28 protein-coding genes are annotated in these 25,653 nt (G+C 71.5%); 16 read left to right on the top strand and 12 right to left on the bottom strand.

Annotation, left to right across the window (positions count from 1 at the left end; genetic code table 11):
* Positions 1-101: 101 nt before the first annotated feature.
* Positions 102-539 (top strand): hypothetical protein, encoded by a 438-nt coding sequence (locus ACIP63_RS10630; protein ID WP_401515059.1) that lies wholly within the window; start codon positions 102-104, stop codon positions 537-539.
* Positions 540-543: 4 nt separating this feature from the next.
* Here ACIP63_RS10630 and ACIP63_RS10635 read toward each other — a convergent pair whose 3' ends face one another.
* The 4 genes from ACIP63_RS10635 to ACIP63_RS10650 form a co-directional block, all read right to left on the bottom strand.
* Positions 544-1,155, bottom strand: a complete 612-nt coding sequence (locus ACIP63_RS10635) for a nucleoside triphosphate pyrophosphatase (protein ID WP_401513407.1) — start codon at positions 1,153-1,155, stop codon at positions 544-546.
* Between the two features lie 28 nt (positions 1,156-1,183).
* A complete protein-coding gene (mmpB, locus tag ACIP63_RS10640) occupies positions 1,184-1,312 on the bottom strand; it encodes a morphogenic membrane protein MmpB (protein ID WP_099174806.1) in 129 nt (42 codons plus the stop codon).
* Positions 1,313-1,382: 70 nt separating this feature from the next.
* The gene (locus ACIP63_RS10645; RefSeq protein ID WP_356712939.1) at positions 1,383-1,589 is read right to left on the bottom strand and encodes an acyl-CoA carboxylase epsilon subunit; all 207 of its coding nucleotides are present in this window, start codon (positions 1,587-1,589) and stop codon (positions 1,383-1,385) included.
* Between the two features lie 15 nt (positions 1,590-1,604).
* Positions 1,605-3,185, bottom strand: coding sequence for an acyl-CoA carboxylase subunit beta (locus tag ACIP63_RS10650; protein WP_401513412.1), 1,581 nt, complete (start codon positions 3,183-3,185; stop codon positions 1,605-1,607).
* A 168-nt stretch (positions 3,186-3,353) separates the two neighbouring features.
* Between ACIP63_RS10650 and ACIP63_RS10655 the strand changes: the two genes are divergently transcribed.
* The 5 genes from ACIP63_RS10655 to hutH all read left to right on the top strand — a co-directional run bounded on the left by ACIP63_RS10655 (position 3,354) and on the right by hutH (position 9,302).
* Positions 3,354-4,223: a biotin--[acetyl-CoA-carboxylase] ligase gene (locus ACIP63_RS10655; RefSeq protein ID WP_401513415.1), complete on the top strand. Its 870-nt coding sequence runs from the start codon at positions 3,354-3,356 to the stop codon at positions 4,221-4,223.
* Positions 4,224-4,374: 151 nt separating this feature from the next.
* Positions 4,375-5,565: an adenylate/guanylate cyclase domain-containing protein gene (locus tag ACIP63_RS10660; RefSeq protein ID WP_401513418.1), complete on the top strand. Its 1,191-nt coding sequence runs from the start codon at positions 4,375-4,377 to the stop codon at positions 5,563-5,565.
* Positions 5,566-5,622: 57 nt separating this feature from the next.
* Positions 5,623-6,435 (top strand): enoyl-CoA hydratase/isomerase family protein, encoded by an 813-nt coding sequence (locus tag ACIP63_RS10665; RefSeq protein WP_401513419.1) that lies wholly within the window; start codon positions 5,623-5,625, stop codon positions 6,433-6,435.
* Between the two features lie 91 nt (positions 6,436-6,526).
* On the top strand, positions 6,527-7,693 hold the full coding sequence (locus ACIP63_RS10670) for a diguanylate cyclase domain-containing protein (RefSeq protein ID WP_401513422.1): 1,167 nt from the start codon (positions 6,527-6,529) through the stop codon (positions 7,691-7,693).
* 58 nt (positions 7,694-7,751) lie between these two features.
* Positions 7,752-9,302, top strand: coding sequence for a histidine ammonia-lyase (hutH, locus tag ACIP63_RS10675; RefSeq protein ID WP_401513425.1), 1,551 nt, complete (start codon positions 7,752-7,754; stop codon positions 9,300-9,302).
* A 55-nt stretch (positions 9,303-9,357) separates the two neighbouring features.
* Here the strand turns inward: hutH and ACIP63_RS10680 are convergent, their stop codons facing one another.
* Entirely contained in the window at positions 9,358-9,678 is a 321-nt protein-coding gene (locus tag ACIP63_RS10680; RefSeq protein WP_401513427.1) for a hypothetical protein, read from the bottom strand.
* A 108-nt stretch (positions 9,679-9,786) separates the two neighbouring features.
* Here ACIP63_RS10680 and ACIP63_RS10685 point away from each other — a divergent pair, with 108 nt between their 5' ends.
* The 6 genes from ACIP63_RS10685 (at position 9,787) to ACIP63_RS10710 (ending at position 16,169) form a co-directional block, all read left to right on the top strand.
* Positions 9,787-10,188, top strand: coding sequence for a hypothetical protein (locus ACIP63_RS10685; protein ID WP_401513430.1), 402 nt, complete (start codon positions 9,787-9,789; stop codon positions 10,186-10,188).
* Positions 10,189-10,369: 181 nt separating this feature from the next.
* The gene (locus tag ACIP63_RS10690; RefSeq protein ID WP_401513433.1) at positions 10,370-11,638 is read left to right on the top strand and encodes an Ig-like domain-containing protein; all 1,269 of its coding nucleotides are present in this window, start codon (positions 10,370-10,372) and stop codon (positions 11,636-11,638) included.
* 181 nt (positions 11,639-11,819) lie between these two features.
* Positions 11,820-13,295, top strand: coding sequence for an ABC transporter permease (locus ACIP63_RS10695; RefSeq protein WP_401513435.1), 1,476 nt, complete (start codon positions 11,820-11,822; stop codon positions 13,293-13,295).
* A 44-nt stretch (positions 13,296-13,339) separates the two neighbouring features.
* On the top strand, positions 13,340-14,023 hold the full coding sequence (locus ACIP63_RS10700) for an ABC transporter ATP-binding protein (protein ID WP_401513438.1): 684 nt from the start codon (positions 13,340-13,342) through the stop codon (positions 14,021-14,023).
* 294 nt (positions 14,024-14,317) lie between these two features.
* Entirely contained in the window at positions 14,318-15,697 is a 1,380-nt protein-coding gene (gene gdhA / locus ACIP63_RS10705) for an NADP-specific glutamate dehydrogenase (protein WP_401513440.1), read from the top strand.
* Positions 15,698-15,821: 124 nt separating this feature from the next.
* Positions 15,822-16,169 (top strand): helix-turn-helix domain-containing protein, encoded by a 348-nt coding sequence (locus tag ACIP63_RS10710; RefSeq protein ID WP_401513443.1) that lies wholly within the window; start codon positions 15,822-15,824, stop codon positions 16,167-16,169.
* A gap of 100 nt (positions 16,170-16,269) precedes the next feature.
* On the opposite strand, the gene msrA is transcribed toward ACIP63_RS10710, so the two are convergent.
* From msrA to ACIP63_RS10725, 3 genes are all read right to left on the bottom strand, one after another.
* Positions 16,270-16,974, bottom strand: coding sequence for a peptide-methionine (S)-S-oxide reductase MsrA (gene msrA / locus ACIP63_RS10715; RefSeq protein WP_401513445.1), 705 nt, complete (start codon positions 16,972-16,974; stop codon positions 16,270-16,272).
* 69 nt (positions 16,975-17,043) lie between these two features.
* Positions 17,044-17,202 carry a hypothetical protein gene (locus tag ACIP63_RS10720; RefSeq protein WP_401513446.1) on the bottom strand — a complete coding sequence of 53 codons (159 nt, stop codon included), beginning with the start codon at positions 17,200-17,202 and terminating at the stop codon, positions 17,044-17,046.
* A gap of 40 nt (positions 17,203-17,242) precedes the next feature.
* A complete protein-coding gene (locus tag ACIP63_RS10725) occupies positions 17,243-18,346 on the bottom strand; it encodes a hypothetical protein (RefSeq protein WP_401513448.1) in 1,104 nt (367 codons plus the stop codon).
* Between the two features lie 79 nt (positions 18,347-18,425).
* Here ACIP63_RS10725 and ACIP63_RS10730 point away from each other — a divergent pair, with 79 nt between their 5' ends.
* On the top strand, positions 18,426-19,571 hold the full coding sequence (locus ACIP63_RS10730) for a cystathionine gamma-synthase (protein ID WP_401513450.1): 1,146 nt from the start codon (positions 18,426-18,428) through the stop codon (positions 19,569-19,571).
* 51 nt (positions 19,572-19,622) lie between these two features.
* Here ACIP63_RS10730 and ACIP63_RS10735 read toward each other — a convergent pair whose 3' ends face one another.
* The 4 genes from ACIP63_RS10735 to ACIP63_RS10750 all read right to left on the bottom strand — a co-directional run bounded on the left by ACIP63_RS10735 (position 19,623) and on the right by ACIP63_RS10750 (position 22,258).
* On the bottom strand, positions 19,623-20,396 hold the full coding sequence (locus ACIP63_RS10735) for a triphosphoribosyl-dephospho-CoA synthase (protein WP_401513452.1): 774 nt from the start codon (positions 20,394-20,396) through the stop codon (positions 19,623-19,625).
* A gap of 19 nt (positions 20,397-20,415) precedes the next feature.
* Positions 20,416-21,318 carry an intradiol ring-cleavage dioxygenase gene (locus ACIP63_RS10740; protein WP_401513455.1) on the bottom strand — a complete coding sequence of 301 codons (903 nt, stop codon included), beginning with the start codon at positions 21,316-21,318 and terminating at the stop codon, positions 20,416-20,418.
* A gap of 137 nt (positions 21,319-21,455) precedes the next feature.
* On the bottom strand, positions 21,456-21,647 hold the full coding sequence (locus ACIP63_RS10745; protein ID WP_401513457.1) for a DUF1059 domain-containing protein: 192 nt from the start codon (positions 21,645-21,647) through the stop codon (positions 21,456-21,458).
* Between the two features lie 80 nt (positions 21,648-21,727).
* Entirely contained in the window at positions 21,728-22,258 is a 531-nt protein-coding gene (locus tag ACIP63_RS10750; RefSeq protein WP_401513460.1) for a MarR family winged helix-turn-helix transcriptional regulator, read from the bottom strand.
* A gap of 158 nt (positions 22,259-22,416) precedes the next feature.
* Here ACIP63_RS10750 and ilvA point away from each other — a divergent pair, with 158 nt between their 5' ends.
* The 3 genes from ilvA to ACIP63_RS10765 all read left to right on the top strand — a co-directional run bounded on the left by ilvA (position 22,417) and on the right by ACIP63_RS10765 (position 25,647).
* On the top strand, positions 22,417-23,646 hold the full coding sequence (gene ilvA / locus ACIP63_RS10755; protein WP_401513462.1) for a threonine ammonia-lyase: 1,230 nt from the start codon (positions 22,417-22,419) through the stop codon (positions 23,644-23,646).
* A gap of 148 nt (positions 23,647-23,794) precedes the next feature.
* On the top strand, positions 23,795-24,799 hold the full coding sequence (locus ACIP63_RS10760) for an ATP-binding cassette domain-containing protein (RefSeq protein WP_401513465.1): 1,005 nt from the start codon (positions 23,795-23,797) through the stop codon (positions 24,797-24,799).
* Positions 24,796-25,647: an ABC transporter permease gene (locus tag ACIP63_RS10765; protein WP_401513467.1), complete on the top strand. Its 852-nt coding sequence runs from the start codon at positions 24,796-24,798 to the stop codon at positions 25,645-25,647. The genes ACIP63_RS10760 and ACIP63_RS10765 overlap by 4 nt, the downstream gene beginning before the upstream one ends.
* Positions 25,648-25,653 lie beyond the last annotated feature (6 nt).

Below are 25,653 nucleotides of genomic sequence, written 5' to 3' on the forward strand. Positions count from 1 at the left end.
GGCGGCGGAAGCGTGCGCGAACTCTTGTCCGCGGCGTTACCCGTTAGTAGGGTCCGCGCTGTACCCGACGTACTACAGGTAACAGGGGGGTGGGGGCGGTGGTGCGCAGACCAGTGGCCTTCGTGACCGCGATCGTTCTGTTCGTGGAAGCCGTGGGCATCGTGCTCGTCAACGGCGTCCTCGCGACGGTCGCCGGCAACCAGCGCATGTCCCTGGCCGGAATGGACCCGGACGCCATGGTCACCGGCACATGGGTGATGGGCGGCGTCTCCGGGGTCCTGCTGGTGCTCTGCGGGCTGATACCGCTCCTGGCCGGGATACGCGACCGGGCTCCGGGCCGGGCCGGCAGGATCACCCTGATCGCCTGCGCGGTCGTCCACGGGGTGCTGGGCGCCCTCGCGGTGGGGCTGATCGGCTGGGCCGCCTTCGTGGTCCTGATGGCCGTCCTGGCGCTGATCGTGCTGACCCTGGTCGCGTTCGACCGGCGCGAGCCGGAAGCGGTGGGGAGCGGTACGGGAGCGGCTCCCGAGCCGGTGTGAGGCCTCAGACCCACAAGTCGGTGACGGAGACGCCCAGTTCGCCGAGCAGGCGGCGCAGCAGCGGCAGCGAGAGTCCGATGACGTTGCCGTGGCTGCCTTCGATCGCCTCGACGAACGGCGCCGAGCGGCCGTCCAGGGTGAACGCCCCGGCGACATGGAGGGGCTCACCGGAGGCGACGTAGGCCGCCACCTCGGCGTCCGTCGGCTCGCCGAACCTGACGACGGTGGACGCGGTCGCGGACACCGTGCGGCCGGCGGCCGTGTCGACGACGCAGTGCCCCGTCCGCAGGATGCCCGAACGGCCGCGCATGGACTTCCAGCGGGCGGTGGCCTCCTCGCTGTCGGCGGGCTTGCCGAGCGCCTCGCCGTCCAGCTCCAGCACCGAGTCGCAGCCGATGACGAGCGCGCCCGAGGCCTCCGGACGGGCCGCCACCGCGGCGGCCTTCGCCTCGGCCAGCACGAGCGCCAGTTCACCCGGGGACGGAGCGGTCAGCGCGTCCTCGTCCACACCGCTGACGATCACCTCGGGGGCGAATCCCGCCTGCCGCAGGAGGCCGAGACGGGCGGGGGACGCGGAGGCGAGCACGAGGCGGCGCTGAGCAGTCATACCGCCCATCGTAGGCGGGGCGGGACGCGGAAAACCCTCAGCGGGTGCCCAGGACGAACATCGCCACGACCATCGCCAGCGCGAGCAGCAGCCCCGCACGGCGCATCATGTCCTGGGCGTCGCGCAGTTCCTTCGGCGGCTTGTTCTCGGGATCGGACCACAGCATGGATCCGATGGTGCTCCGGAGACGGCTGCGGCGCCTGAGTACGCGTACTCAAGCGCCGCCCGGCCCGCTCTCAGGAGGGCCAGTACGTCCGTGCCCAGGACCGGGGCCCCGGCCGGAGCGCGCCCCGGCGGGCGATCCGCCCCGGGTCCGACCACTGCTCGGGCGGCAGCGGGGCGCCTGACGGCACGTCGGTCACCGCCGCCGCGCGCGCCCGCACCACGGCGAGGGCGGCGGCGAGCTCCTCCGGGGTCGGATTGCCCCGTACGACCTTGATCATGGTGGCTCCCGGTGGCTAGAGGGGGATGTTGCCGTGCTTCTTGGGCGGCAGGCTCTCGCGCTTCGTACGGAGCTGGCGCAGGCCCTTCACGAGGTGCGCGCGGGTGTCGGACGGCATGATCACCGCGTCGACGTAGCCGCGCTCGGCCGCGACGTACGGGTTGAGGAGCGCGTCCTCGTAGTCGGCCATCAGCTCTGCGCGGGTGGCGTCCTGGTCCTCGGCGGCGGCGATGGTGCGCCGGTGCAGGATGTTCACCGCGCCCTGCGCGCCCATCACCGCGATCTGCGCCGTCGGCCAGGCCAGGTTCAGGTCGGCGCCCAGGTGCTTGGACCCCATGACGTCGTACGCCCCGCCGAACGCCTTGCGCGTGATCACCGTGATCAGCGGGACGGTCGCCTCCGCGTACGCGTAGATCAGCTTGGCGCCGCGCCGGATGATCCCGCCGTACTCCTGGTCGACGCCCGGCAGGAAGCCCGGGACGTCCACGAAGGTCAGGACCGGCACGTTGAACGCGTCGCACGTACGGACGAAACGCGCGGCCTTCTCGCTCGCGTTGATGTCCAGGCAGCCGGCGAACTGCATCGGCTGGTTGGCGACGATGCCGACCGGGTAGCCCTCGACGCGCCCGAAACCGGTGAGGATGTTCGGCGCGAACAGGGCCTGCGTCTCCAGGAACTCACCCTCGTCGAGCACGTGCTCGATCACGGTGTGCATGTCGTACGGCTGGTTCGCCGAGTCCGGGATGAGGGTTTCGAGCTCGCGGTCCTCGTCCGTGGTCTCCAGGTCGGCCTCCTCCGGGAAGGCCGGGGCCTCGGAGAGGTTGTTCGACGGGAGGTAGGACAGCAGGGACTTGACGTACTCGATGGCGTCCTTCTCGTCGCCGGCCATGTGGTGGGCGACGCCGGACGTGGTGTTGTGCGTGCGGGCGCCGCCCAGCTCCTCGAAGCCGACGTCCTCACCGGTGACCGTCTTGATGACGTCCGGACCCGTGATGAACATGTGCGAGGTCTGGTCGACCATGACCGTGAAGTCGGTGATCGCGGGGGAGTAGACCGCGCCGCCCGCGCACGGCCCGACGATCAGGGAGATCTGCGGGACGACACCCGAGGCGTGGACGTTGCGGCGGAAGATCTCGGCGAAGAGTCCGAGGGCGGCCACGCCCTCCTGGATGCGGGCGCCGCCGCCGTCGTTGATGCCGATCACCGGGCAGCCGGTCTTCATCGCGAAGTCCATGACCTTGACGATCTTCTCGCCGTAGACCTCGCCGAGCGAGCCGCCGAAAATCGTGAAGTCCTGCGAGTACACGCAGACGGGGCGGCCGTCGACCGTGCCGTAGCCGGTGACGACGCCGTCCCCGTAAGGGCGGTTCTTCTCGATGCCGAAATTGGTGGACCGGTGCCGTGCGAACTCGTCGAGCTCCACGAAGGAACCCTCGTCGAGCAGGAGATCGACGCGCTCCCTGGCGGTCAACTTGCCCTTTGCGTGCTGCTTTTCGACCGCACGGGCGGAACCCGCGTGTGTGGCCTCTTCGATACGGCGCTGCAGGTCCGCGATCTTGCCCGCGGTGGTGTGGATGTCGCTCTGCGGCTCGGACATCGGGTGGCGGCTCCCTGCCTTGTCACGGGGACGGCTGGTACATCCAGTGAATGTGCTGGACCGTGCGTGCTCGACGGCTACCTGTCCGTCGGCCGGCTACTGATCCGTAGCGTATCGGCGCGGATACGGTTCAGCAGTGCGTCGTTGGCCACACCTAATGTGGGTTGCATGACTCCTCCCGATGCGCCGCACAACCGCTGGTCGGACCTCGACAGGCCGCCTCTGAACGCCTCGGCGCTCCGCCGGGGGCTGCTGAAGCCCGGCGGCCTGTGGTCCTCGCTCGACATCGTCGAGGCGACCGGCTCCACCAACACCGACCTCGCGGCACGGGCCGCCGACGGCGGTCTCACCGAAGGCGCTGTGCTGGTCGCGGAGGAGCAGACCGCCGGCCGCGGACGTCTCGACCGGAGCTGGACGGCCCCGCCCCGCTCGGGCCTCTTCCTCTCCGTCTACCTGACCCCCGGCGGCGTGCCCGTCGAGCGGTGGGGATGGCTGCCGCTGCTGACCGGCGTCGCGGCCGCCACGGGCCTCGCGCAGTCGGCGGGCGTGGACATGGCGCTGAAATGGCCCAACGACCTCCTGGTGACGATCGGGGGCGTCGAACGCAAGACCGGCGGCATCCTCGCCGAGCGCGCCGGTGACGGTGTCGTCATCGGCATGGGCCTCAACGTGTCGCTGCGCGCCGCCGAGCTGCCCGCCCCGCACGCCGGTTCGCTGGCGCTCGCCGGAGCCGTCTCCACCGACCGCGAGACCCTGCTCCGGGCCGTGCTGCGTTCACTGGAACAGTGGTACGGCCGCTGGCGCGACGCGAACGGCGACGCCGCCGAGAGCGGGCTCCAGGCGGCCTACGCGGCGGGCTGCGCGACGCTCGACCGGACCGTGCGGGCCGAGCTGCCCGGCGACCGGTCCCTCGTCGGCGAGGCCGTCGCGATCGACGGCGACGGACGGCTCGTGCTGGCCACGGGCGACGGCCTCCAGGAACCCGTGTCGGCCGGCGACATCGTCCACCTGCGCGGGGAGGAGGGCGGTCTCACCTGATCCCGCGCCCGCACATACGGGTGATGTCACGTATGACGGAGCCGGAACCGCGCCACCGCGGACGTGAGCCAGGGCACACCTGCCGTATCGTTGAGGCGATCCAGCGACAGATCGGCAGGGCAGTGCGCAGGGAACGGGCAGGAGGCGGCCGGTGACCGTCGACGACACGAACTCCGACGACGGCGCGGAGCCCTCGTCGGGACCGTCCGTCCACTCGACACCGCATCACGAGGTCGACCACACGGCCGAACCGACGGACGACCCGCTCGCCATCCGGCTGGAGGCCCTGATCCTGGGGGCCGACCGCCGCTACACGCCGTTCCAGGCGGCCAGGACAGCCGGGGTCTCCATGGACCTGGCGTCCAGGTTCTGGCGGGCCATGGGCTTCGCCGACATCGGGCAGGCCAAGGCGCTGACCGAGGCCGACGTCCTGGCGCTGCGCCGCCTCGCCGGTCTCGTGGAGGCCGGGCTCCTCAGCGAGCCGATGGCGATCCAGGTGGCCCGGTCGACCGGGCAGACCACGGCCCGGCTCGCGGAGTGGCAGATCGACTCGTTCCTGGCGGGGCTGACCGAGCCACCCGAGCCCGGCATGACCCGCACCGAGGTCACGTATCCGCTGATCGAGCTGCTCCTGCCGGAGCTACAGGAGTTCCTGGTCTACGTGTGGCGGCGCCAGCTCGCCGCCGCCACGGGACGTGTCGTGCAGACCGGGGACGACGAGGAGATGGTCGACCGGCGGCTCGCCGTGGGCTTCGCCGACCTCGTCGGCTTCACCCGGCTGACCCGGCGGCTGGAGGAGGAGGAGCTCGGCGAGCTGGTCGAGGCCTTCGAGACCACCTCGGCCGACCTGGTCGCCGCGCACGGCGGACGGCTCATCAAGACCCTGGGCGACGAGGTCCTCTTCGCCGCGGACGACGCGGGCACGGCGGGCGAGATAGCGCTTCGGCTGGTCGAGGCGATGGGCCAGGACGCCACGATGCCCTCGCTGCGGGTCGGCATCGCGTTCGGCACGGTCACCACCCGCATGGGCGACGTCTTCGGTACGACGGTGAACCTGGCCAGCCGGCTCACGTCGATAGCGCCGAAGGACGCGGTGCTGGTCGACGGCGCCTTCGCGGCGGAGCTGATCAGGAACGGCGACGCACCCGCCTCCGAGGCCGAGGAGGCCGCCGCGGCGGCCGAGCGGGCCCGGCTGGCGGAGAAGGAAGACCGCCGCATGGACGAGGAGCCGCCGTCGCCCGCGTACCGCTTCGGGCTGCAGCCGATGTGGCAGCGGCCGGTCCGCGGTCTTGGCGTGGTGGAGCCGTGGCTGCTGGCCCGGCGGGGCAAGGCGTCGACCTGACGCGGAGGGGCCCCGCCTAGGATCCCGGTAACGCTCGTTGACCGGAGGGGTGCAGCCATGGGTGTCACGTCGGAGCAGAGGTTCGGGGAGTTCGTCGTCGTACGGCGGCACGAGGGCCAGGACCACGTCGCGGAGCTGGTGCTCGACCGGCCCAAGGCCATGAACGCCGTGAGCACCGCGATGGCCCGGTCCATCGCCGAGGCCTGTGCCGCGCTCGGAGCCGATCAGGCGGTGCGGGCGACCGTGCTCACGTCCAGCCACGACCGGGCCTTCTGCGTGGGCGCCGACCTCAAGGAGCGGAACTCCTTCACCGACGCCGAGCTCGTGCGGCAGCGGCCCACGGCACGGGCCGCCTACACCGGTGTGCTGGAGCTCCCGATGCCGGTCGTCGCCGCCGTGCACGGCTTCGCCCTCGGTGGCGGCTTCGAGCTCGCGCTGGCCTGCGACGTGATCGTGGCCGACCGCACGGCCGTGGTCGGACTGCCCGAGGTGTCCGTCGGCGTCATCCCGGGCGGCGGCGGCACGCAGCTGCTGCCCCGGCGGGTCGGCGCGGCGCGCGCCGCCGAGCTGGTCTTCTCCGCCCGGCGGGTGGAGGCCGCCGAGGCGCGCGAGCTGGGCCTGGTCGACGAGCTGGTCGAGGCCGGCCGGGACCGGGAGGAGGCGCTGGCGCTCGGCGGCCGGATCGCGGCGAACTCCCCGGTGGGGCTCCGGGCGGCCAAGCGGGCCCTGCGGCTGGGGCAGGGCCTGGACCTGCGGGCCGGCCTGGAGGTGGAGGACGCCGCCTGGCGCTCCGTGGCCTTCTCCGGCGACCGGGCCGAGGGTGTCGCCGCGTTCAACGAGAAGCGGAAGCCCCACTGGCCCGGGGAGTGATCCGCGCGTGGTCCTGGGTGATCCGGGGAGCGATCTGAAGATCATCAGCGCCGCCAACTGATCAAATCGTCACAAACCTACCTAAGCTGGGGTGATGGGCGATGATGCGCGGCTGCGCGCCGTGGTTGCGCTGGCACAGACGATGGCGGCGGCCTACACCCCGCGCGAGTCCTGGCGCGCCGCAGCGGTGGGGGCGTGCGAGGCGCTGGCCGGCAGCTTCGCCGCCCTCTCCGTATGGGAGCGGGAGCAGGGCAGGCTGCGTGTGCTGGTCAACGCGGGGGAGCGTGCCGAGGGGGAGGAGGAGTTCCCTGAGGCCGAGGCCTACCCCGTGCACCAGTTCCCGGAGATCACCGAGTTCCTGCACGAGCGCTGGGCGGGCGGCGGTGAGCCCGACGCCTGGGTGGAGACCGCCGACGGCGCCCCGGCCGCCGGGGCGCCGGCCAGGGGCACCCGCCCCTTCTGCCACCAGCGGGTCGCCGCGCTGCGCCGGCGCGGGCGGGGCTGCTGCGTGGTGGCGCCGATCGTGCTGCACGGGCGGGCCTGGGGGGAGTTGTACGTGGCCCGCCCGGCGGGGGCTCCGGTCTTCGGCCGGGACGACGCGGACTTCGCGACCGTGCTGGCCGCCGTCGTCGCCGCGGGCATCGCGCAGACCGAGCGGCTGGAGGAGGTCCGCAAGCTGGCCTTCACGGACCCGCTGACCGGCCTCGCCAACCGCAGGGCCGTCGATCTCCGCCTGGACGAGGCGGTGGACCTGCACCGCACCGAGGGGGCCGTGGTCAGCCTGGTCGTGTGCGATCTGAACGGCCTCAAGGCGGTCAACGACACACACGGCCACGCGGTCGGCGACCGTCTGCTGGAACGTTTCGGCTCGGTGCTCTCGCTCTGCGGCGCGATGCTCCCCGAAGCCCTCGCCGCGCGCCTGGGCGGGGACGAGTTCTGCCTGCTGGTCGTGGGCCCTCCGGCGGACGACGTGGTCCGGGTGTCCGAGGAGCTCTGTGCGCGGGCCGTCTCCCTGGAACTGGGTGACGGGGTCGCCTGCGGGGTCGCGTCCACGGGCGACGACATCGGCCCGGTCCTGTCCGCACGCCGGCTCTTCCGGCTCGCGGACGCCGCCCAGTACCAGGCGAAGGCCGCGCGCTCCCGGCGGCCGGTGGTCGCCGGGCGCGACGGTGACGTGATCCGGCTGGCCGACTCACCGCCCAGGTCCCCCCACGACCGCCGCAGGCTCCGTGGCAATCCGCCCGGTGGCGATCGGTAAGGGTCCAACTGCGCGACCACTGGTGACATGGAGGCTTTCAGTCCGTACGCTTCTGAATATGGATATGCATACAGTCGTGGTGGGGACGTCCGGAACGACCGCGGAGGACGTCGTCGCCGTGGCCCGTCAGGGAGCCCGGGTCGAGCTCTCCGCAGCCGCCGTCGAGGCGCTCTCCGCAGCACGGGAGATCGTCGACGCCCTCGCCGCCAAGCCCGAGCCGGTCTACGGCGTCTCCACCGGCTTCGGGGCCCTGGCCAGCCGGCACATCAGCCCCGGACTGCGGGCGCAGCTGCAGCGCAACATCGTCCGCTCGCACGCGGCGGGCATGGGCCCCCACGTCGAGCGCGAGGTCGTCCGCGCGCTGATGTTCCTGCGGCTGAAGACGCTCGCCTCCGGTCACACCGGCGTACGCCCCGAGGTCGCGCAGACCATGGCCGACGTGCTCAACGCGGGCATCACCCCCGTCGTCCACGAATACGGCTCGCTCGGCTGCTCCGGCGACCTCGCCCCGCTCTCGCACTGCGCCCTGACCCTCATGGGGGAGGGCGACGCGGAGGGCCCCGACGGCACCGTGCGGCCGGCCGGCGAACTCCTCGCGGCGCACGGCATCACCCCCGTCGAGCTGCGCGAGAAGGAGGGCCTCGCCCTCCTCAACGGCACCGACGGCATGCTCGGCATGCTCGTGATGGCCCTGGCGGACCTGAAGAACCTCTACACCAGCGCGGACATCACCGCCGCGCTCTCCCTGGAGGCGCTCCTCGGCACCGACCGGGTCCTCGCCCCGGAGCTGCACGCCATCCGCCCGCACCCCGGCCAGGGCGCCTCCGCCGACAACATGCTGCGGGTGCTCGAAGGGTCAGGCCTTACGGGCCACCATCAGGACGACGCCCCCCGGGTCCAGGACGCCTACTCCGTGCGCTGCGCACCCCAGGTCAACGGGGCCGGGCGCGACACACTCACGCACGGGGCGCTCGTCGCGGACCGTGAGCTGGCCTCGGCGGTCGACAACCCGGTCGTGCTCCCGGACGGGCGGGTGGAGTCGAACGGGAACTTCCACGGCGCCCCCGTCGCGTACGTCCTCGACTTCCTGGCCATCGTCGCCGCCGACCTCGGCTCGATCACCGAGCGCCGCACGGATCGGCTGCTGGACAAGAACCGCTCGCACGGCCTTCCGCCGTTCCTCGCCGACGACGCCGGGGTGGACTCCGGGCTGATGATCGCCCAGTACACGCAGGCCGCCCTGGTCAGCGAGCTGAAGCGGCTCGCCGTACCGGCGTCCGTCGACTCGATCCCGTCCTCCGCAATGCAGGAGGACCACGTCTCCATGGGCTGGTCGGCCGCACGGAAGCTCCGTACCGCCGTGACCGGTCTCGCGAGGATCGTGGCCGTCGAGCTGTACGCCGCCACGCGCGCCGTCGAACTGCGCGCCGCCGAGGGGCTTACTCCCGGGCCCGCCTCCCAGGCCGTCATCGCGGCACTGCGCGCCGCCGGGGTCGAGGGCCCGGGTCCCGACCGCTTCCTCGCCCCCGACCTGGCCGCAGCCGACGCCTTCGTGCGGGAGGGGAAGCTGGTCACGGCCGTGGAGGCGGTGACCGGGCCGCTGGCCTGAGGCCGTACGCGTGAGGGCTGCCGCGCCCCGCGGGGCGCGGCAGCCCTCACGCACTTCAGAGGCCGGTGCGGAGTGTGCCGCCCCGGCGCACCGAGTACACGACGAACCCCGCGCCGACGCACAGGGAGGCCGTCCCGCCGATCAGGTAGGGAGTCGTGTCGACGCCGGCCCCCGTGTCGGCGAGCGTGTCCCCGGAGGTGAACTCCGCCGTGGCGGAGGCCTGTCGGGCCTCGGTGGAGGAACCGGCGGACGAGCCGGCCGTACCGCTCCGCGTGTCTGTTCCGCCGCTCGCGTTGGCGGAGGGGACGAACCAGAGAGCACAGAGCAGAGTGCCTGCCGCTGTGGTGGTCAGCAGCGTGCGACGAGCGATGGACACAGAATCGATCCCCTTGCGACAACCATCAGTTAGCCCCGTGGGCCGATGCTAAGCAAAGCAGCGGGTCGGTGAAAAGCCACAGGTCCCGGGAGCCTTACGCTCCGGCGTATGAGCACTTCGGAGACACCCTCATTTGTTCGGCTTCGCGTGGAGATGGTGCTGGAGGTCAGCGACGCGGACGCCCTGACCGGCACCGCCCTGGAGAGCATCGCCGCGGATTTCACCGCATCCGGGGCGTCCGCCGACGAGTCCGCCGAGGAACGTACGCATGCTGAGGAGACGGTCAGGGAAGACGCAGCGGAGGCCCTCGCCTCGCTGATCGACCCGTTCGATCTGGTCAGCCAGGTGCCCGGGGTCGAGCTCGCCCAGGCCTCCTGGAGCAGCGAGACGATCGACTACGACCCCGACGCCGAGGACTGGGCCGCCGGAGAGGACGGGGACGAGGCGTACTACGGGATCGAGGACAATGACACGGACGACGAAGAAGGCGGCGGGAATACGGAACGCTGACGCTCGCGAGGCACTCCTCACAGGTGGCGGGAACCGCCGTGGCCCCGGGTGCGTCGATGAGTGTTGTTCCCCACATCCACGGCGGATGTGGAACGGAAGACCCGGTCACGGTGTTCTTGGAACATTGACGGGGAGTCGCCGTCGGGCGACCCTGTCCGGGGATCTTGGGGAATCGGCAACGATGGAGAAGCGTGTGATGACGGACAGCAAGCGGCGCAGGGGCCTCATGGCCGCGTCCGCACTGCTCGGCGGCGTGCTGGTGCTTTCTGCCTGCAGCGACGACGGCGGTACGAACTCGGGCGCGAGCTCCGACAGCTCGAAGACGTCACAGGCACAGGTGGACGAGGCGGCGGCCAAGGACGCTTCCGAGGCGCAGATAACGATCGCGCCGAAGAACGGTGCGACGAACGCGAGCATCAACAACGCCGCGATGGTCACCGTGGCCAAGGGCAAGCTGACCGAGGTCACCATGACCACGGCCGAGGGCGACGCCGTCGAGGGCACCCTCGCGGCCGACGGCTCCAGCTGGAAGCCCGCCGGCCAGCTCGAGCGCTCGACGACGTACAAGATCAGCGCGACGGCGGCGGACTCCAAGGACCGTGAGGCGCACGCCAACAGCTCCTTCACGACCGTCTCGCCGGAGAACAGCTTCATCGGCAACTTCACCCCCGAGGACGGTTCCACCGTCGGCGTCGGCATGCCGGTCTCGATCAACTTCAACAAGGCGATCACCAACAAGAAGGCCGTCCAGGACGGCATCAAGGTGACGTCGAGCAGCGGCCAGGAGGTCGTCGGTCACTGGTTCAACAACCAGCGCCTCGACCTGCGCCCCGAGGACTACTGGCAGGGCGGTTCCACCGTCACCCTGAAGCTGGCGCTGGACGGCGTCGAGGGCGCCGACGGTGTCGTGGGCGTGCAGCAGAAGACGGTCACCTTCAAGGTCGGCCGCAACCAGGTCTCCACCGTGGACGCCAAGGCGCACACGATGACCGTCACCCAGGACGGCAAGACGATCAAGACCATCCCGATCTCCGCCGGATCCTCGGACAACCCGACGTACAACGGCCAGATGGTGATCTCCGAGAAGTTCAAGGAGACCCGCATGGACGGTTCGACGGTCGGCTTCACGGACGACGACGGCAAGGGTGAGTACGACATCAAGGACGTGCCGCACGCCATGCGGCTGTCCACGTCGGGCACCTTCATCCACGGCAACTACTGGGGCGCCAAGTCGATCTTCGGCAGCGCCAACACCAGTCACGGCTGTGTCGGCCTGTCCGACGCGAAGGGCGCCGACGACCCGGGCACGGCCGGTGCGTGGTTCTACGACAACTCCATGATCGGCGACGTGGTCATCGTCAAGAACTCCCCGGACAAGACCATCGCTCCCGACAACGGCCTCAACGGCTGGAACATGAGCTGGTCGGAGTGGACGGCGAACGCCGCCTGACCCCCTGACCGCGCCTCTTCCCCTCCGAAGGCGGCGGCACCCGGATCCTTCCGGGCGCCGCCGCCTTCGGCGTGTGGGCGCGACGCGCCCGCGCCGGGTACATATGCGTGCCGGCAGTGTTCTCATGCTGCTCTCATCGGAGACTTAACTCCTCATCACGCCCGCTCCATATCTTCGCGCCATGTTCTTCACCTACCTCCGGCGCGAACTGCGCCGCCGCAGAAAGGCGGCGCTCGTCGTCGCCTCGGGGCTCGCCCTCGGCATTGCGCTGGTCATCATCGTCAGTTCGGTCTCCTCGGGCATGAGCAAGGCCCAGGACAAGGTCCTCGAATCGCTGTACGGCCTGGGCACGGACATGACGGTGACCAAGGCCGCCGCCGCCCAGGGTTCCGGGGGCACCGAGCGGCCCAGGTTCAACTTCGACGCCAAGGAGGACGAGGACGCCACCCAGAGCACGGACCGCGTCATGGTCCAGGGCTTCCAGACGCTGGCCTCCAGCACCGTCGACAAGGTCGGCGAGCAGGAGGGTGTGGCGGACGCCGTCGGCGGGCTGAGCCTCTCGGTCATGAAGGTCGACGGCCAGTTCAAGCGCGGCGAGATCAAGCAGGACGAGAGCGCGGGACAGGGCGGACCCGGCGGTGGCGAGGGCGGCAGCGGTGGCCAGCCGCAGGGCCGGGTCGAGGGCGGCGGAGCATCCTTCGACGTCAACTCCTTCACCGTGTACGGCACCGACGTCACCCAGCAGAACCTCGGCCCGCTGACCTCCTCGAAGATCACCAAGGGCCGTACTTTCAAGGCCGCCGAGACCGACGCCAAGGTCGCGGTGGTCGACTCCGCCTACGCCAAGGAGAAGGAGCTCGCGGTTGACAAGACCGTCACCATCTCCGGCACGAAGTACACGATCGTCGGCGTCTCCACCGCGGACAGCGGTGACGCGGCCGCCAACGTCTACATCCCGCTGAAGCAGGCGCAGACCGTCTCCGACTCCAAGGACAAGGTCACCACGGTCTACGTCCAGGCCGCGGACTCGCAGCAGATCGACACCGTCAAGGCCGCCATCCAGAAGAACATCTCCGGCACGACGGTCACCACCTCCGCCGACCTCGCCGACACGGTGTCCGGCTCCCTCTCCACCGCCTCCGACCTGGCCTCCAGCGTCGGCAAGTGGCTCTCCATCGCGGTCCTGATCGCCGCCTTCCTCGTCGCGGGACTGCTGACCTCCTCCGCGGTCAGCCGGCGCGTGCGCGAGTTCGGCACCCTCAAGGCCCTCGGCTGGAAGAGCGGGCGCGTCACCCGCCAGGTCATCGGCGAAGCCCTCGTCAACGGCCTGATGGGCGGAGTCCTCGGCATCGCCGTCGGCGTCGCCGGCGCCTACGTCGTGACCGCCATCAGCCCCACCCTCAGCGCCCAGCTCGGCTCCACAGGCGGGGCCGGCGGCGGGGGCGGCATGGGCGGCGGAGGTCCGATGGGCGGGGGCGGCCCCGGCCGTCAGACCGCGTCCAAGACCCTGGACATCGCGCTGACCGCGCCCGTCTCCCTCACCACGATCCTCGTCGCCGTCGCCCTGGCGGTGGCGGGCGGACTGATCGCCGGGGCCTTCGGCGGCTGGCGCGCCTCCCGGCTGCGGCCGGCCGACGCCCTGCGCCGCGTCGCGTAGATCCCCCCGGCCCCACCCCTCGTACGTACAGCAGGAGTCCACACGTGTACCAGCTCAAGGGCGTCACCAAGCGCTACATGCGCGGCAAGAATCCCGTCGACGCGCTCGCCGGTGTCGATCTGACCATCGAGGACGGCGGAAGGCTCGTCATCCAGGGCCCGACCGGCGGAGGCAAGTCCACCCTCCTGCAGATGCTCGGCGGGCTCGACCGGCCCACCTCCGGCACCATCGAGCTCGACGGTGTCGACCTGGCCAAGCTCCCCGAGTCCCGGCTGACCAAGGTCCGGGCCGAGTCCATCGGATTCGTCTTCCAGAGCTTCAACCTGATCCCGACGCTCACCGCCCAGGAGAACGTCGAGACCGCCCTCGTCCCCCTCGGTCTCGGCGCGAAGGCCCGTCGCGAACGCGCCGCCGAGGCACTGGAGTCGGTGGGCCTCGGCGACCGGCCCACCCATCTGCCGAGCGAGATGTCCGGCGGTCAGCAGCAGCGCGTCGCCATCGCCCGGGCCCTGGTGAAGCGGCCCAAGGTGCTGCTCGCCGACGAACCGACCGGCAACCTCGACGAGTCCATGCGCGACGAGATCATGGAGTTGCTCGACGGGCTGTGGAAGGAGCACGGACTGACCTTCGTGATGGTCACCCACGACAGCTCCCTCGCCCGCAAGGCGCCCCGGGTGGCGACCATCCGTAAGGGAAAGGTCACCGTGACGGAGAACGCGACGGCCTGACGCGCGGCGGCGCGGACCTCACGGCCGCCTTCCTCCGGCTGTGAGGTTCGCCACCCGTACGGCCCCGCGACGCGGGCGCCGTACGGGCCCTCCGCTCCGGCGGGAGCGGGGTGTACGGGTGCGGAAGGGCCCGTAGCGGCACGAACTGCCGTGGCCACTATGTGGATGTCGCAGGGGCGCGGCGGGGTCGCGCTGCGAGACTTGCCGGGTGCAACGGCCCCCACGGGCCGGTGGCGCCTCCGGGGACAGGGAGCGCCGACGCACAAGAGCCCACCCACGGAAGGTCTTGATCAGATGCCGGCCAGCTCCGACTCCCTCACCCCGCGCACCGCCGAGAACCGTGTCATCGAGCCGCTCTACGCGGAGATCCTGCGACGCAACCAGGGCGAGGGCGAGTTCCACCAGGCGGTGCGCGAGGTCCTCGAAACCCTGGGCCCCGTGCTGGCGAAGCGGCCGGAGTTCGTCGACGCCCGCATCATCGAGCGTGTCTGCGAGCCCGAACGCCAGCTCATCTTCCGGGTGCCGTGGTCGGACGACGCCGGCGACATCCACGTCAACCGCGGCTTCCGCGTCGAGTTCTCCAGCTCGCTCGGCCCGTACAAGGGCGGGCTGCGCTTCCACCCCTCCGTCAACCTCGGCATCGTGAAGTTCCTCGGCTTCGAGCAGATCTTCAAGAACGCCCTCACCGGCATGCCGATCGGCGGCGGCAAGGGCGGCGCGGACTTCGACCCCAAGGGCCGGTCCGACGCCGAGGTCATGCGGTTCTGCCAGTCGTTCATGACGGAACTCCACCGTCACCTGGGCGAGTACACCGACGTCCCCGCCGGTGACATCGGCGTCGGCGGCCGGGAGATCGGCTACCTCTTCGGCCAGTACAAGCGGATCACCAACCGCTACGAGTCCGGCGTGCTCACCGGAAAGGGACTCGGCTGGGGAGGCGCCCAGGCACGCACCGAGGCCACCGGCTACGGCTGCGTCCTGTTCACCGCCGAAATGCTGCGCGTGCGCGGCGAGTCCCTCGACGGCCAGCGCATCGCGGTGTCCGGCTCCGGAAACGTGGCCATCTACGCCATCGAGAAGGCCCAGCAGCTCGGCGCGACCGTCGTGACCTGCTCCGACTCGGGCGGCTACGTCGTCGACGAGAAGGGCATCGACCTCGACCTGCTCAAGGAGATCAAGGAGACGGGCCGCGGCCGCATCTCCGAGTACGCCGAGCGGCGCGGCGACCACGTGCGGTACGTCGAGGGCACGGGCGTCTGGAGCGTCCCGGTGGACGTGGCCCTGCCCTGCGCCACCCAGAACGAACTCCACGAGACCGACGCGCTCGCCCTCGTACGCAACGGGGTCAAGGCGGTCGCCGAGGGCGCCAACATGCCCACCACCCCCGACGCCGTCCGCGTCCTCCAGGACGCGGACGTCGCCTTCGCACCCGGCAAGGCGGCCAACGCCGGCGGAGTGGCCACCAGCGCCCTGGAGATGCAGCAGAACGCCTCGCGCGACTCCTGGACCTTCTCCCACACCGAGGAGCGGCTGGCGGAGATCATGCGCCACATCCACGAGTCCTGCCACACGACGGCCGAGAAGTACGGCAGCCCCGGCAACTACGTGGTGGGCGCGAACATCGCGGGCTTCGAGCTCGTCGCGGACGCGATGCTGGCGCAGGGCCTGATCTGATCCCGCCCCATCGGGAGGCCGGGGCGGGCGGGCCCGGGCAGCCGCCGTTCTGCCGACAGCAGATCCGCCCGGCGCGGAAGGGTTTCCCCTCCCGCGCCGGGCGCTTCGTTCCTAGGCTTGGACGATGAGCAGCCACGCGCCGAACCACGCCCGCGTCATTCCCCTGCGTCCCGCTCCTGCCGCCAAGGAGCCCCTCTGGCGGGACGTCGTCGGTGATGTCCTGCGTCGCGAGCGCACCGCCCAGGAGCGGACCCTCAAGGACGTCGCCGAGGACGCCCGGATCTCGGTGCCGTATCTCTCCGAGGTCGAGCGTGGCCGTAAGGAGGCGTCGTCCGAGGTGCTCGCCGCCGCCGCCCGCTCGCTCGGGCTCGGACTGACCGACGTGCTGTCCCTGGCCCAGCAGGAGCTCGCCCGGCACAGCCGGACCGCGCCCGCCCGGGCTCCGATGGGCGAGGTGCGGCTGGCGGCCTGAGAGCGGGCCCCTTCGCCTCCTGACCCACCCCGGACCGACGTGGGCCCCGTGTCCGGCAGCTGCCGGACACGGGGCCCACGTCATCGCGCGACGCCTCGGATCACGCGCCAGGAGCCGGGGCGATGCCCGTCGGGCAGGCGCGGCCCCAGTTGGTCTCCGAGGGGGACTCCAGGGTGGCGCCCGTCCCGCCGATGCCGCAGTAGCCGTCGGGGTTCTTGTCGAGGTACTGCTGGTGGTACGCCTCGGCGGGCCAGAAGGTGCGGCCCTCCGCCGGCAGGATCTCCGTGGTGATCTGCTTGAAGCCGGCGCCCGTCAGCACCTGCTGATAGGCCTCGCGGGACGCCTCCGCGGCCTCCGCCTGCTCGGGGGAGTGGGTGTAGAGGGCCGAGCGGTACTGCGTACCCACGTCGTTGCCCTGGCGGAAGCCCTGGGTCGGGTTGTGGGACTCCCAGAAGAGCTTCAGCAGCTCCGCGTAGCTCACGACCTTCGGGTCGAAGACGACGCGGACGGCCTCCGTGTGGCCGGTCAGACCCGAGCAGGTCTCCTCGTACGAGGGATTCTCGGTGTAGCCGCCCTGGTAGCCGACGAGCGTCGTCCAGACGCCCTCCGTCTGCCAGAACTTGCGCTCGGCGCCCCAGAAACAGCCCAGCGCGAAGTCGGCGACCTCCAGGCCCTGCGGGTACGGGCCGGTCAGCGGGTTGCCGAGGACCGTGTGGCGGGACGGCACCGTGAATTCGGGGGTGGGGCGACCGCGCAGGGCCTCCTCCGGGGTGGGGAGCTGCGGGGTGCGGTGGGTCAGGAACATGCGGGGGGCTCCTCCGGGGTCGGTGTTCGCTCCGTACAACGCCGCGGGGGCGCCGTGGATTCCGGTGTCTCAGGCCGCGGGGGCCGGGGGATCGCGACGCTCGTCACCCTCGCGGGCCCCGCCCGCCGGCGACTCGTAGGAGGCCATGTAGGCGGCGGTCTTCCTGCGCGCCCGCAGCCAGAACCAGACGGCGAGGGCTATCAGGATCAGCGGGATCAGTCGTGCCATGGGTGTGCCGGTCCAATCCGGAGGGGGCGGGTGTGCCGGGTCAGTGGAGCAGCGTCGCGGGGCTGCCGCCGTTCGCCTCGTACCCCGCGACGGCCAGGGCCCGGTACACGGTGTACTCGGCGGCCGGGTCCGGGTTCTGCGTCCAGGGCAGCGCGCCCACGTGGCCGTCGATGTGGACGAGCTGGTGCATCGCCTCCGACCAGCGTTCCATGCGGACCAGGAAGAGGACCAGCAGATGCCGGACGTGGGCGAGCATCGGGTCGTCCGCGCGTGCCGAGTGCACCGCGAACATCGCGCCCTCGACCGCCTTCGTCACGACGAGGCCGCGGTAGAAGCCCTGCACCAGATTGACCTCGGGGAGGTGCTCGTACACCGCGAACAGCGGCAGCGCGGCGAGCAGGGAGCCCTGCGGGGCGCGGGCGGCGGCCGTCGTCGCGAAGCGGTCGGCCTCCTCGCGGGAGCCGTGCCACTTCTCGCACCAGAAGTGCAGGGCCGCGATGTGGGCGCCCATGTGCGCGGGGGCACGGTCGATGATCTTCACCCAGAGCTGGTCGAACTGCTCGTGGGAGTAGCCCAGTCCCCGCGCGACGGCCAGTTCCACGATGTACGGGACGGGGTCGCCCGGGGCGAGCAGGGCCGCCTCGCCGCAGACCGTACGGGCCTCCTCCAGGATGATCCGGAAGTCGTCGGTGCCCACGGTGCCGGTGCGCCACGCCTGCTGCACCAGGAACTCCGCGTGCACCGCCGCGGCGCCCGCGTCCTTCGGGGCCTCGGCCCGCCACGACCTCAGCCACGCCCCGCCCGTGCCGGGCCGCTGGGCCAGCTCCAGGGAGGCCGCACCTGCGAACGCCTGGACCCGCTGCCAGCGGATCTCGCTCTCCTCGGGCGTACCCGCCAGCAGCTGGGAGGCGGCCCGCCAGCTCCCGGTGCCCTGGACGACGTCGAGGACGTCCAGGAGGTCCTGGTCGGGTCCCGGCATCCGGATGTCCAGCTCCTCCTGGCGTGCGAAGCCGTACGTGTCCGGGTCGGCGGCGTCGGGCGAACCGGGCGCGACCTGGCGGATACCGCCACGGCGCCGCAGCATGACCGGGCCGACGACGGCCACGAGCATGCACAGGGCGAGCAGGAACCAGAGAATCTCCATGCGGTCCATTGTCCTCGGACGGGTAACCCGGCGGCGAGTGGCCTGTAACTCCCCTCCCGACGAACTACGCTCGGGCCCCATGAGCGACCAGCACAGCTTCGAGACCCTTGCGATCCACGCCGGCAACACGGCGGATCCCCTCACCGGCGCCGTGGTCCCGCCGATCTACCAGGTGTCCACGTACAAGCAGGACGGCGTCGGCGGACTGCGCGGCGGTTACGAGTACAGCCGCAGCGCCAACCCCACCCGCACCGCACTGGAGGAGAACCTGGCGGCGCTGGAGGGCGGCCGCCGCGGCCTCGCCTTCGCGTCGGGCCTCGCCGCGGAGGACTGCCTCCTGCGTACGCTGCTGACCCCCGGCGACCACGTGGTCATCCCGAACGACGCCTACGGCGGCACGTTCCGGCTGTTCGCGAAGGTCGCCTCGCGCTGGGGCGTGGAGTTCTCGGTCGCCGACACCTCGGACGTGAGCGCGGTGCGGGCGGCGCTCACCCCGCGCACCAAGGCGATCTGGGTGGAGACGCCCTCGAACCCGCTGCTCGGCATCACCGACATCGCGGCCGTCGCCGGGGTCGCCCGCCAGGCCGGCGTGCGGCTGGTCGTCGACAACACCTTCGCGAGCCCGTACCTCCAGCAGCCGCTCTCGCTCGGCGCCGACGTCGTGGTGCACTCCACCACGAAGTACATGGGCGGCCACTCGGACGTCGTCGGCGGCGCGCTCGTCACCGGCGACCCGGAGCTGGCCGAGGAGCTGGCGTACCACCAGAACGCGATGGGCGCGGTGGCCGGGCCGTTCGACGCGTGGCTGGTGCTGCGGGGCATCAAGACGCTCGCGGTCCGCATGGACCGGCACGACGAGAACGCCACCAAGGTCGCCGGCCTGCTGACCCGGCACCCGAAGGTGACCCAGGTCCTCTACCCGGGGCTGCCGGAGCACCCGGGCCACGAGGTCGCCGCCAAGCAGATGAAGGCGTTCGGCGGGATGGTGTCGTTCCGCGTCGCGGGCGGCGAGGAGGCGGCGGTCGAGGTCTGCAACCGCGCGAAGCTCTTCACGCTCGGTGAGTCGCTCGGTGGTGTGGAGTCGCTGATCGAGCACCCCGGCCGGATGACGCACGCGTCCACCGCCGGTTCCCTGCTGGAGGTCCCGGCCGACCTGGTGCGGCTTTCCGTCGGCATCGAGAACGCCGACGACCTGCTGGCCGACCTGACGCAGGCCCTCGGCTGACAGCCGGGGCCCGTCCGGCGGCCGGGGAGGGGCCCGGCCGCCGGACGGTCGTCAACAGATCCGGTCGAGGAACAGCGCTGCCGCGAACAGGGGTTCGCTGCCGCCGGCCCGCAGCTCGTGCGACCTGAGCTCCTCGTCCATGGTGCGGAGCGCCTCCTGCCCCCGGGCAGCCGCCACGCCCCCGGCCTCCAGGACCGCACGCGCCCCGCCCTGCACCAGGCGGAGGCCGTTCGGGCCGGCCTTGTACAAGAGCCCGGTGTCCTGGAGCGTGCTCATGACGCCGAGCAGGACGTTCAGCCGGGCGGACTCCTCCCCGATCCCCCGGCCCCGCGTGCCACGCAGCGTCTCCAGCGCCCGCCGGGCGTGCGGGAACCCCGCCCTGGCCTCGCCCTTCGCTCCGGCGGCACCGTAACGCGCCGCCACCGACGAGCCCTGCGACGGGACGCGCGGGGCCTTGCGGTCGCGGAGCAGGGCGAGGGACCTGGCCGTGGCCGTCACCTCGGCGGACCGCGCGCCAGGCTCCAGCGCGGCCGCCGAGACCAGGAGCCCCAGGACCCAGATCGCGCCCCGGTGCTGCACCGCGCCGCAGGCGGCCCTCCGTGCCGTGCGCTCGGTGGCGCGGCCGATCGCCCCGAGCTCCTCGCGGAGCCCACCGGTGGCGGAGCCGGTGCGCCCGGCCGCCGCGGCCATCGCCGCGAGGCCCGGGTGCAGCGCCTTGGCCGCCCACCGCGCCGTGGCGGCGTCGGGCGCTCCGGGCCCCGGGCTGCGGCTGTCCGTCAGGCCCGGGGTGGGGGTGAGGGCGACCGCCTCGACGAGGGCGCTCACCGCGGCCTCCGCGAGATCGTTACGACGCACTGCCGGGGCCGCCGCTCGGGGGTGTATCGCCGGGGCCGCCGCTCGGCGGCGTGCCGCCCCCGCCGCCTCCGCCGTCGCCCGCGCCGGTGTTCTCGGCGTCCGGGTCGATTCCCAGGGTCAGGGTCCCGAGGTAGCCCTTGGCGGTGTCGCCGGTGACGGTCATCAGCCCGTCCGCGGCGCCGCCTCCGCCGTACACCATGTCGTCGTCGAGCGCGGTGGGCGTGCCGACGTGCTGGGCGTACGGGGACAGCTTGTAGACGGCCTCGCCGTACGAGTCCTCGAAGAACAGCTGGCCGGTGTAGTTGACCTTGCCGCCCTCGTACGTCCCGTCGTCCTTCTTGCCGCCGGTGTGCACCTTGACGTGGATGTGCGTGACGCGCGGGGTGTACCAGCCCGGGTAGATCGTGGTGAACTCCACGACCCCGTCGTCGCCCGCGATCTGGTAACCCCGCAGGTACGTCTTGTCGTTCGCGCCGCTGGTGTCCTCGCTCTCCGCCGGGGCCTGGCCGCCGGGGTTGGCGGTCGTGTAGCCGGAGTAGTAGCCCCAGGCGTCGCAGTGCCAGATCTCCACCGCGGCTCCCGCGACGGCGGCGCACGACCCGGTCGTGTCCTGGACCGTCAGGCGCACGGTGAGCGGTACGCCGTCCTTGCCATCGGTGATGTCCTTACGCACCAGGGCGTCGTCCAGGTAGTAGGGGCCCTCCGTGACGCTCGACATGAGCACGCACTGCCCGGACCCCGAGGTCGCCGACGCCGACGCCGAGGCCCCCGCGGACGCGGCGCCCGTGTCCGAACTGCCGCACCCGGCCAGCGCCAGCCCCGCCACTCCGGCCGCCGCGCCACCCGCCGCCAGGACCTTGCGCCTGCTCACACCGTTCTCGTACTCGTCCATGTGGCGGACGTTACGGGGGCAGTCTGAGGAACACCGGTGCCACGGCTGTGACACGGCTGTGCGTACGTTCACCTGCCGCACAGCCGTGATCCGGCGGCCGGGACGACCCCGTCCCGCCGCCGGAGGTGTTCCCACGGTCAGACAGCGACCTTCTCGTCCTCCAGGGAGGCACGGATCTGCTCGCGCATCTCCGGGCTGTCCGTGTGCTCGTGGACCGAGACGGCGTGCTCGGCGGCGGCGCGGACGACTTCGTCCTCCTCACCGGAAATGGTGAGTGTGCAGTTCGAGACGCTCGGATACTTACGGCAGTCGGCGACCTTGCGTGTCATGGCGGGCCTCCTCGACTCGCGAGTGCAGGCACTTCCAGCGTAGATCCGATGACGCCGCCGAACAGACCGGGAGGGCCCGGTCAGCCCTCCTGCGCCGGCTGGCCCGCCGCCTGCCTGGCCGCCAGCGACGCGTTGAACCGGGTCAGCAGGGCGCAGAAGGTGTCGCGCTCCTCCTCGGTCCATTCGCCCGTCACCTGGGACATCAGCTCACGCCGTGAGGCGCGGACCTCCTCCAGCCGGGCCTGGCCGCGCGGCGAGAGCTGCAGCACGACGGCGCGCCCGTCCTCCGGGTGCGAGGTGCGCTTGACCAGTCCGGTGTCGACGAGCGGCGCGACCTGCCGGGTCACGGTCGAGGAGTCGATCCCCATGCCCGCGGCCAGCGCCTTGACGCCCATGGGGCCTTCCACGTCGAGCCGGTTGAGCAGCAGATAGGCCGCCCGGTCCATCGAGTTGCGGACCTGGCCGACACCGCCGAGGCGGGTCTGCTCGGCACGGCGGGCGAAGACCGCCACCTGGTGCTGGAGAGAGTCGAGCAGGTGGTCCGTTCCCGGAGGGCCGGGGGTCGCGCCCCCGGAAGGAGACGCAGCAGTCGTCATGTCCTGAGGGGGCATGGCCGGGGGCTCTCTTCGTGCGAGTGTCGGATGGGTGGGGGACAGAGTACGCGGCCACGGGGCAACGTGTACCAGCGCTGCACAAACCTGTGGACACCACCGCAGGCCGCCATGAGATGCGACGGCCCCGACCGCTCCGAGCTGCAAGACTTGCTGTCATGACCTTCCGTACGTCAGGCCCCTTTCCTCCGCTGATCCTCGACGACATCCGAGGGGCGCAGAAGATGCTGTCCGGGGTGGCCAGAACGACCGGGATGGAGGGCAGCCGCCATCTCAGCGCCCTCGTCGGAGCGCCCGTCCACCTCAAGTGCGAGAACCTGCAGCGCACCGGGTCGTTCAAACTGCGTGGCGCGTACGTACGGATCGCCGGGCTCAGCCCCGTCGAACGGGCGGCCGGAGTGGTGGCCGCGAGTGCCGGCAACCATGCGCAGGGTGTCGCACTCGCCTCTTCGCTGCTCGGCGTACGCTCCACGGTCTTCATGCCGGTCGGCGCCCCCCTGCCGAAGGTCGCGGCGACCCGGGAGTACGGCGCCGAGGTCCGGCTGGAGGGGCAGGTCGTCGACGAGACGCTCGCCGCCGCCCAGGAGTACGCCGAGGAGACCGGCGCCGTCTTCATCCACCCCTTCGACCACCCGGACATCATCGCGGGCCAGGGCACCGTGGGCCTGGAGATCCTCGAACAGTGCCCGGAGGTCCGCACGATCGTCGTCGGTATCGGCGGGGGCGGGCTCGCCGCGGGGATCGCCGTCGCGGTGAAGGCGCTGCGCCCCGACGTCCGTGTCGTCGGTGTCCAGGCGGCGGGCGCGGCCGCCTTCCCGCCCTCGCTCTCCGCCGGGCACCCGGTGGCGCTCGGCTCGGTGCAGACCATGGCCGACGGGATCAAGGTGGGGCGGCCCGGCGACCTCACGTTCCCGCTGGTCCAGGAGCTGGTGGACGAGGTCCGCACCGTCTCGGAGGACGAGCTCTCCAGCGCGCTGCTGCTGTGTCTGGAGCGGGCCAAGATGGTCGTCGAGCCCGCCGGCGCGAGCCCCGTCGCGGCGCTGCTGAGCGATCCGGAGTCGTTCCGCGGGCCCGTCGTCGCCGTACTGTCGGGCGGCAACATGGACCCCCTGCTGATGCAGCGCGTCCTGACGCACGGCATGGTCGCGGCGGGCCGCTACCTCAGCCTGCGGCTGCGGCTCACCGACCGCCCGGGGGCGCTGGCCGCGATGCTCGCCACGCTGTCCGTCGCCGACGCCAACGTGCTCGACATCAGCCACGTACGGACCGATCCCCGGCTCGGGCTCACCGAGGCGGAGGTGGAACTCCACCTGGAGACCAAGGGCCCGGAGCACTGCGAGGAGGTCGCCTCCGCGCTGCGCGCCGCAGGATACCTGGTGAGGACCTGAGCGGCGGGACTCTCCCCAAACCCGTTGTGGGTCGCGATGTATCGCGTTACCGTGCATCGCCGAACACTCCGGTGTTCCCGCCTCCGAGGGGCCGGGAACTCTACGATCCGCTCAGGAATTCACGCGAAAGCAACTGGGGGAATCCCGTATGCCAGGCGCCATTTACGCCGAAGGTCTGGTGAAGACCTTCGGCGACGTACGAGCACTGGACGGCGTCGACCTCGACGTGCCCGAAGGCACCGTCCTCGGCCTGCTGGGACCCAACGGCGCGGGCAAGACCACCGCCGTACGTGTCCTGACCACCCTGCTCCAGCCGGACAGCGGGCGGGCTGTCGTGGCCGGCATCGACGTCCTGAGGAATCCCGACGCGGTCCGCCGCTCGATCGGCCTCTCCGGCCAGTTCGCGGCCGTCGACGAATACCTCACGGGCCGCGAGAACCTCCAGATGGTCGGGCAGCTCTACCAGATGAGCTCACGCGACGCGAAGAAGCGGGCCGGGGAGCTCCTGGAGAAGTTCAACCTCGCTGACGCGGCCGACCGCACCGCGAAGACGTACTCCGGAGGCATGCGCAGGCGCCTCGACCTGGCGGCGGCGCTCGTCGTCTCACCGCCGGTGATGTTCATGGACGAGCCCACCACCGGGCTCGACCCGCGGAACCGGCAGCAGCTGTGGGAGGTCATCGAGGAACTCGTCGCGGGCGGTACGACGCTGCTGCTGACCACGCAGTACCTGGAGGAGGCCGACCACCTCGCCCACGACATCTGCGTCATCGACCACGGCAAGGTCATCGCCCGCGGCACCTCCGACCAGCTCAAGGCCCGTACCGGCGGTGAGCGCGTCGAGGTCGTCGTGCACCAGCCCGACCAGATCGGGCCCGCCCGCTCGGTGCTCGCCACGTACGGCAAGGGGGAGATCTCCGTCGCCGAGCACACCCGCAAGCTGACCGTGCCGGTCACCGGCGGGGCCAAGCTGCTCGCGGAGGTCATCCGCGACCTCGACACCCACGGCGTGGAGATCGACGACATCGGCCTGCGCCGCCCCACCCTCGACGACGTCTTCATCTCGCTCACCGGCCACGCGGCCGAGCTGGAGAGGAACGGCGAGAACGCATCGACCGAGGCCGCAGAGGGCCGGAAGGAGGACGGGCAGTGACCACCGTCACGGGTACGCGCGACCCGGCACCGTTCAAGTCCCGCGGGGCGATCGGCCGTTCGGTGGCCGACTCCCTGGTCATCGCCCGTCGGAACCTGATCCGTATGAGCCGGATCCCGGAGATGGTTCTCTTCGGGCTCATCCAGCCGGTCATGTTCGTCGTGCTGTTCAGCTACGTCTTCGGCGGGTCACTCGTCGTCGGTGGCTCGACCAGCGCCGCCGGCTACCGCGAGTTCCTCATGGCGGGCATCTTCGCGCAGACGGTCACCTTCGCCACGGCCGGTGCGGGCGCCGGGATCGCGGACGACATGCACAAGGGGCTGATCGACCGGTTCCGTTCGCTGCCCATGGCACGCGGTGCGGTGCTCACCGGACGTACGCTCGCCGACCTCGTCCAGACCACGCTCACCGTCATCGTGCTCACGATCGTCGCCCTGCTCGTCGGCTGGCGCGTCCACGAGGGCATCCCGAAGGCTCTGGGGGCCTTCGCCCTGCTGCTCCTCCTCGGCTACGCGTTCTCCTGGATCGGCGCACTGATCGGCCTGTCCGTACGCACCCCGGAAGCGGCCACCTCCGGCGGTCTCATCTGGCTGTTCCCGGTCACCTTCATCTCGAACGCCTTCGTGCCCACCGAGAACATGGCGGGCTGGCTCCAGCCCATCGCCGAGTGGAACCCGTTCAGCGCGACCGTCCAGGCGTGCCGCGAACTGTTCGGGAACCCCGGGGTCTCCCCGTCGGACGCCTGGCCGATGCAGCATCCCGTATGGGCCTCGGTCATCTGGTCGGTGGTGATCATCGCCGTGTTCCGCACGCTGGCCGTACGCAAGTACCGCCAGGCGGCCGTCTGACGGCCG

The sequence above is a fragment of the Streptomyces sp. NPDC088746 genome (assembly GCF_044751065.1).
Classification (GTDB): domain Bacteria; phylum Actinomycetota; class Actinomycetes; order Streptomycetales; family Streptomycetaceae; genus Streptomyces.

Coding starts and splice junctions, on each gene's coding strand:
- mmpB (WP_099174806.1), bottom strand. CDS start 1,312: ATGCTGTGGTCCGATCCCGAGAACAAGCCGCCGAAGGAACTGCGCGAC.
- ACIP63_RS10665 (WP_401513419.1), top strand. CDS start 5,623: ATGGGTGTCACGTCGGAGCAGAGGTTCGGGGAGTTCGTCGTCGTACGG.
- ACIP63_RS10685 (WP_401513430.1), top strand. CDS start 9,787: ATGAGCACTTCGGAGACACCCTCATTTGTTCGGCTTCGCGTGGAGATG.
- ilvA (WP_401513462.1), top strand. CDS start 22,417: ATGACCTTCCGTACGTCAGGCCCCTTTCCTCCGCTGATCCTCGACGAC.
- ACIP63_RS10635 (WP_401513407.1), bottom strand. CDS start 1,155: ATGGGCGGTATGACTGCTCAGCGCCGCCTCGTGCTCGCCTCCGCGTCC.
- ACIP63_RS10695 (WP_401513435.1), top strand. CDS start 11,820: ATGTTCTTCACCTACCTCCGGCGCGAACTGCGCCGCCGCAGAAAGGCG.
- ACIP63_RS10710 (WP_401513443.1), top strand. CDS start 15,822: ATGAGCAGCCACGCGCCGAACCACGCCCGCGTCATTCCCCTGCGTCCC.
- ACIP63_RS10690 (WP_401513433.1), top strand. CDS start 10,370: ATGGAGAAGCGTGTGATGACGGACAGCAAGCGGCGCAGGGGCCTCATG.
- gdhA (WP_401513440.1), top strand. CDS start 14,318: ATGCCGGCCAGCTCCGACTCCCTCACCCCGCGCACCGCCGAGAACCGT.
- ACIP63_RS10740 (WP_401513455.1), bottom strand. CDS start 21,318: ATGGACGAGTACGAGAACGGTGTGAGCAGGCGCAAGGTCCTGGCGGCG.
- ACIP63_RS10745 (WP_401513457.1), bottom strand. CDS start 21,647: ATGACACGCAAGGTCGCCGACTGCCGTAAGTATCCGAGCGTCTCGAAC.
- ACIP63_RS10720 (WP_401513446.1), bottom strand. CDS start 17,202: ATGGCACGACTGATCCCGCTGATCCTGATAGCCCTCGCCGTCTGGTTC.
- ACIP63_RS10655 (WP_401513415.1), top strand. CDS start 3,354: ATGACTCCTCCCGATGCGCCGCACAACCGCTGGTCGGACCTCGACAGG.
- ACIP63_RS10760 (WP_401513465.1), top strand. CDS start 23,795: ATGCCAGGCGCCATTTACGCCGAAGGTCTGGTGAAGACCTTCGGCGAC.
- ACIP63_RS10645 (WP_356712939.1), bottom strand. CDS start 1,589: ATGATCAAGGTCGTACGGGGCAATCCGACCCCGGAGGAGCTCGCCGCC.
- msrA (WP_401513445.1), bottom strand. CDS start 16,974: ATGTTCCTGACCCACCGCACCCCGCAGCTCCCCACCCCGGAGGAGGCC.
- ACIP63_RS10725 (WP_401513448.1), bottom strand. CDS start 18,346: ATGGAGATTCTCTGGTTCCTGCTCGCCCTGTGCATGCTCGTGGCCGTC.
- ACIP63_RS10650 (WP_401513412.1), bottom strand. CDS start 3,185: ATGTCCGAGCCGCAGAGCGACATCCACACCACCGCGGGCAAGATCGCG.
- ACIP63_RS10750 (WP_401513460.1), bottom strand. CDS start 22,258: ATGCCCCCTCAGGACATGACGACTGCTGCGTCTCCTTCCGGGGGCGCG.
- hutH (WP_401513425.1), top strand. CDS start 7,752: ATGGATATGCATACAGTCGTGGTGGGGACGTCCGGAACGACCGCGGAG.
- ACIP63_RS10730 (WP_401513450.1), top strand. CDS start 18,426: ATGAGCGACCAGCACAGCTTCGAGACCCTTGCGATCCACGCCGGCAAC.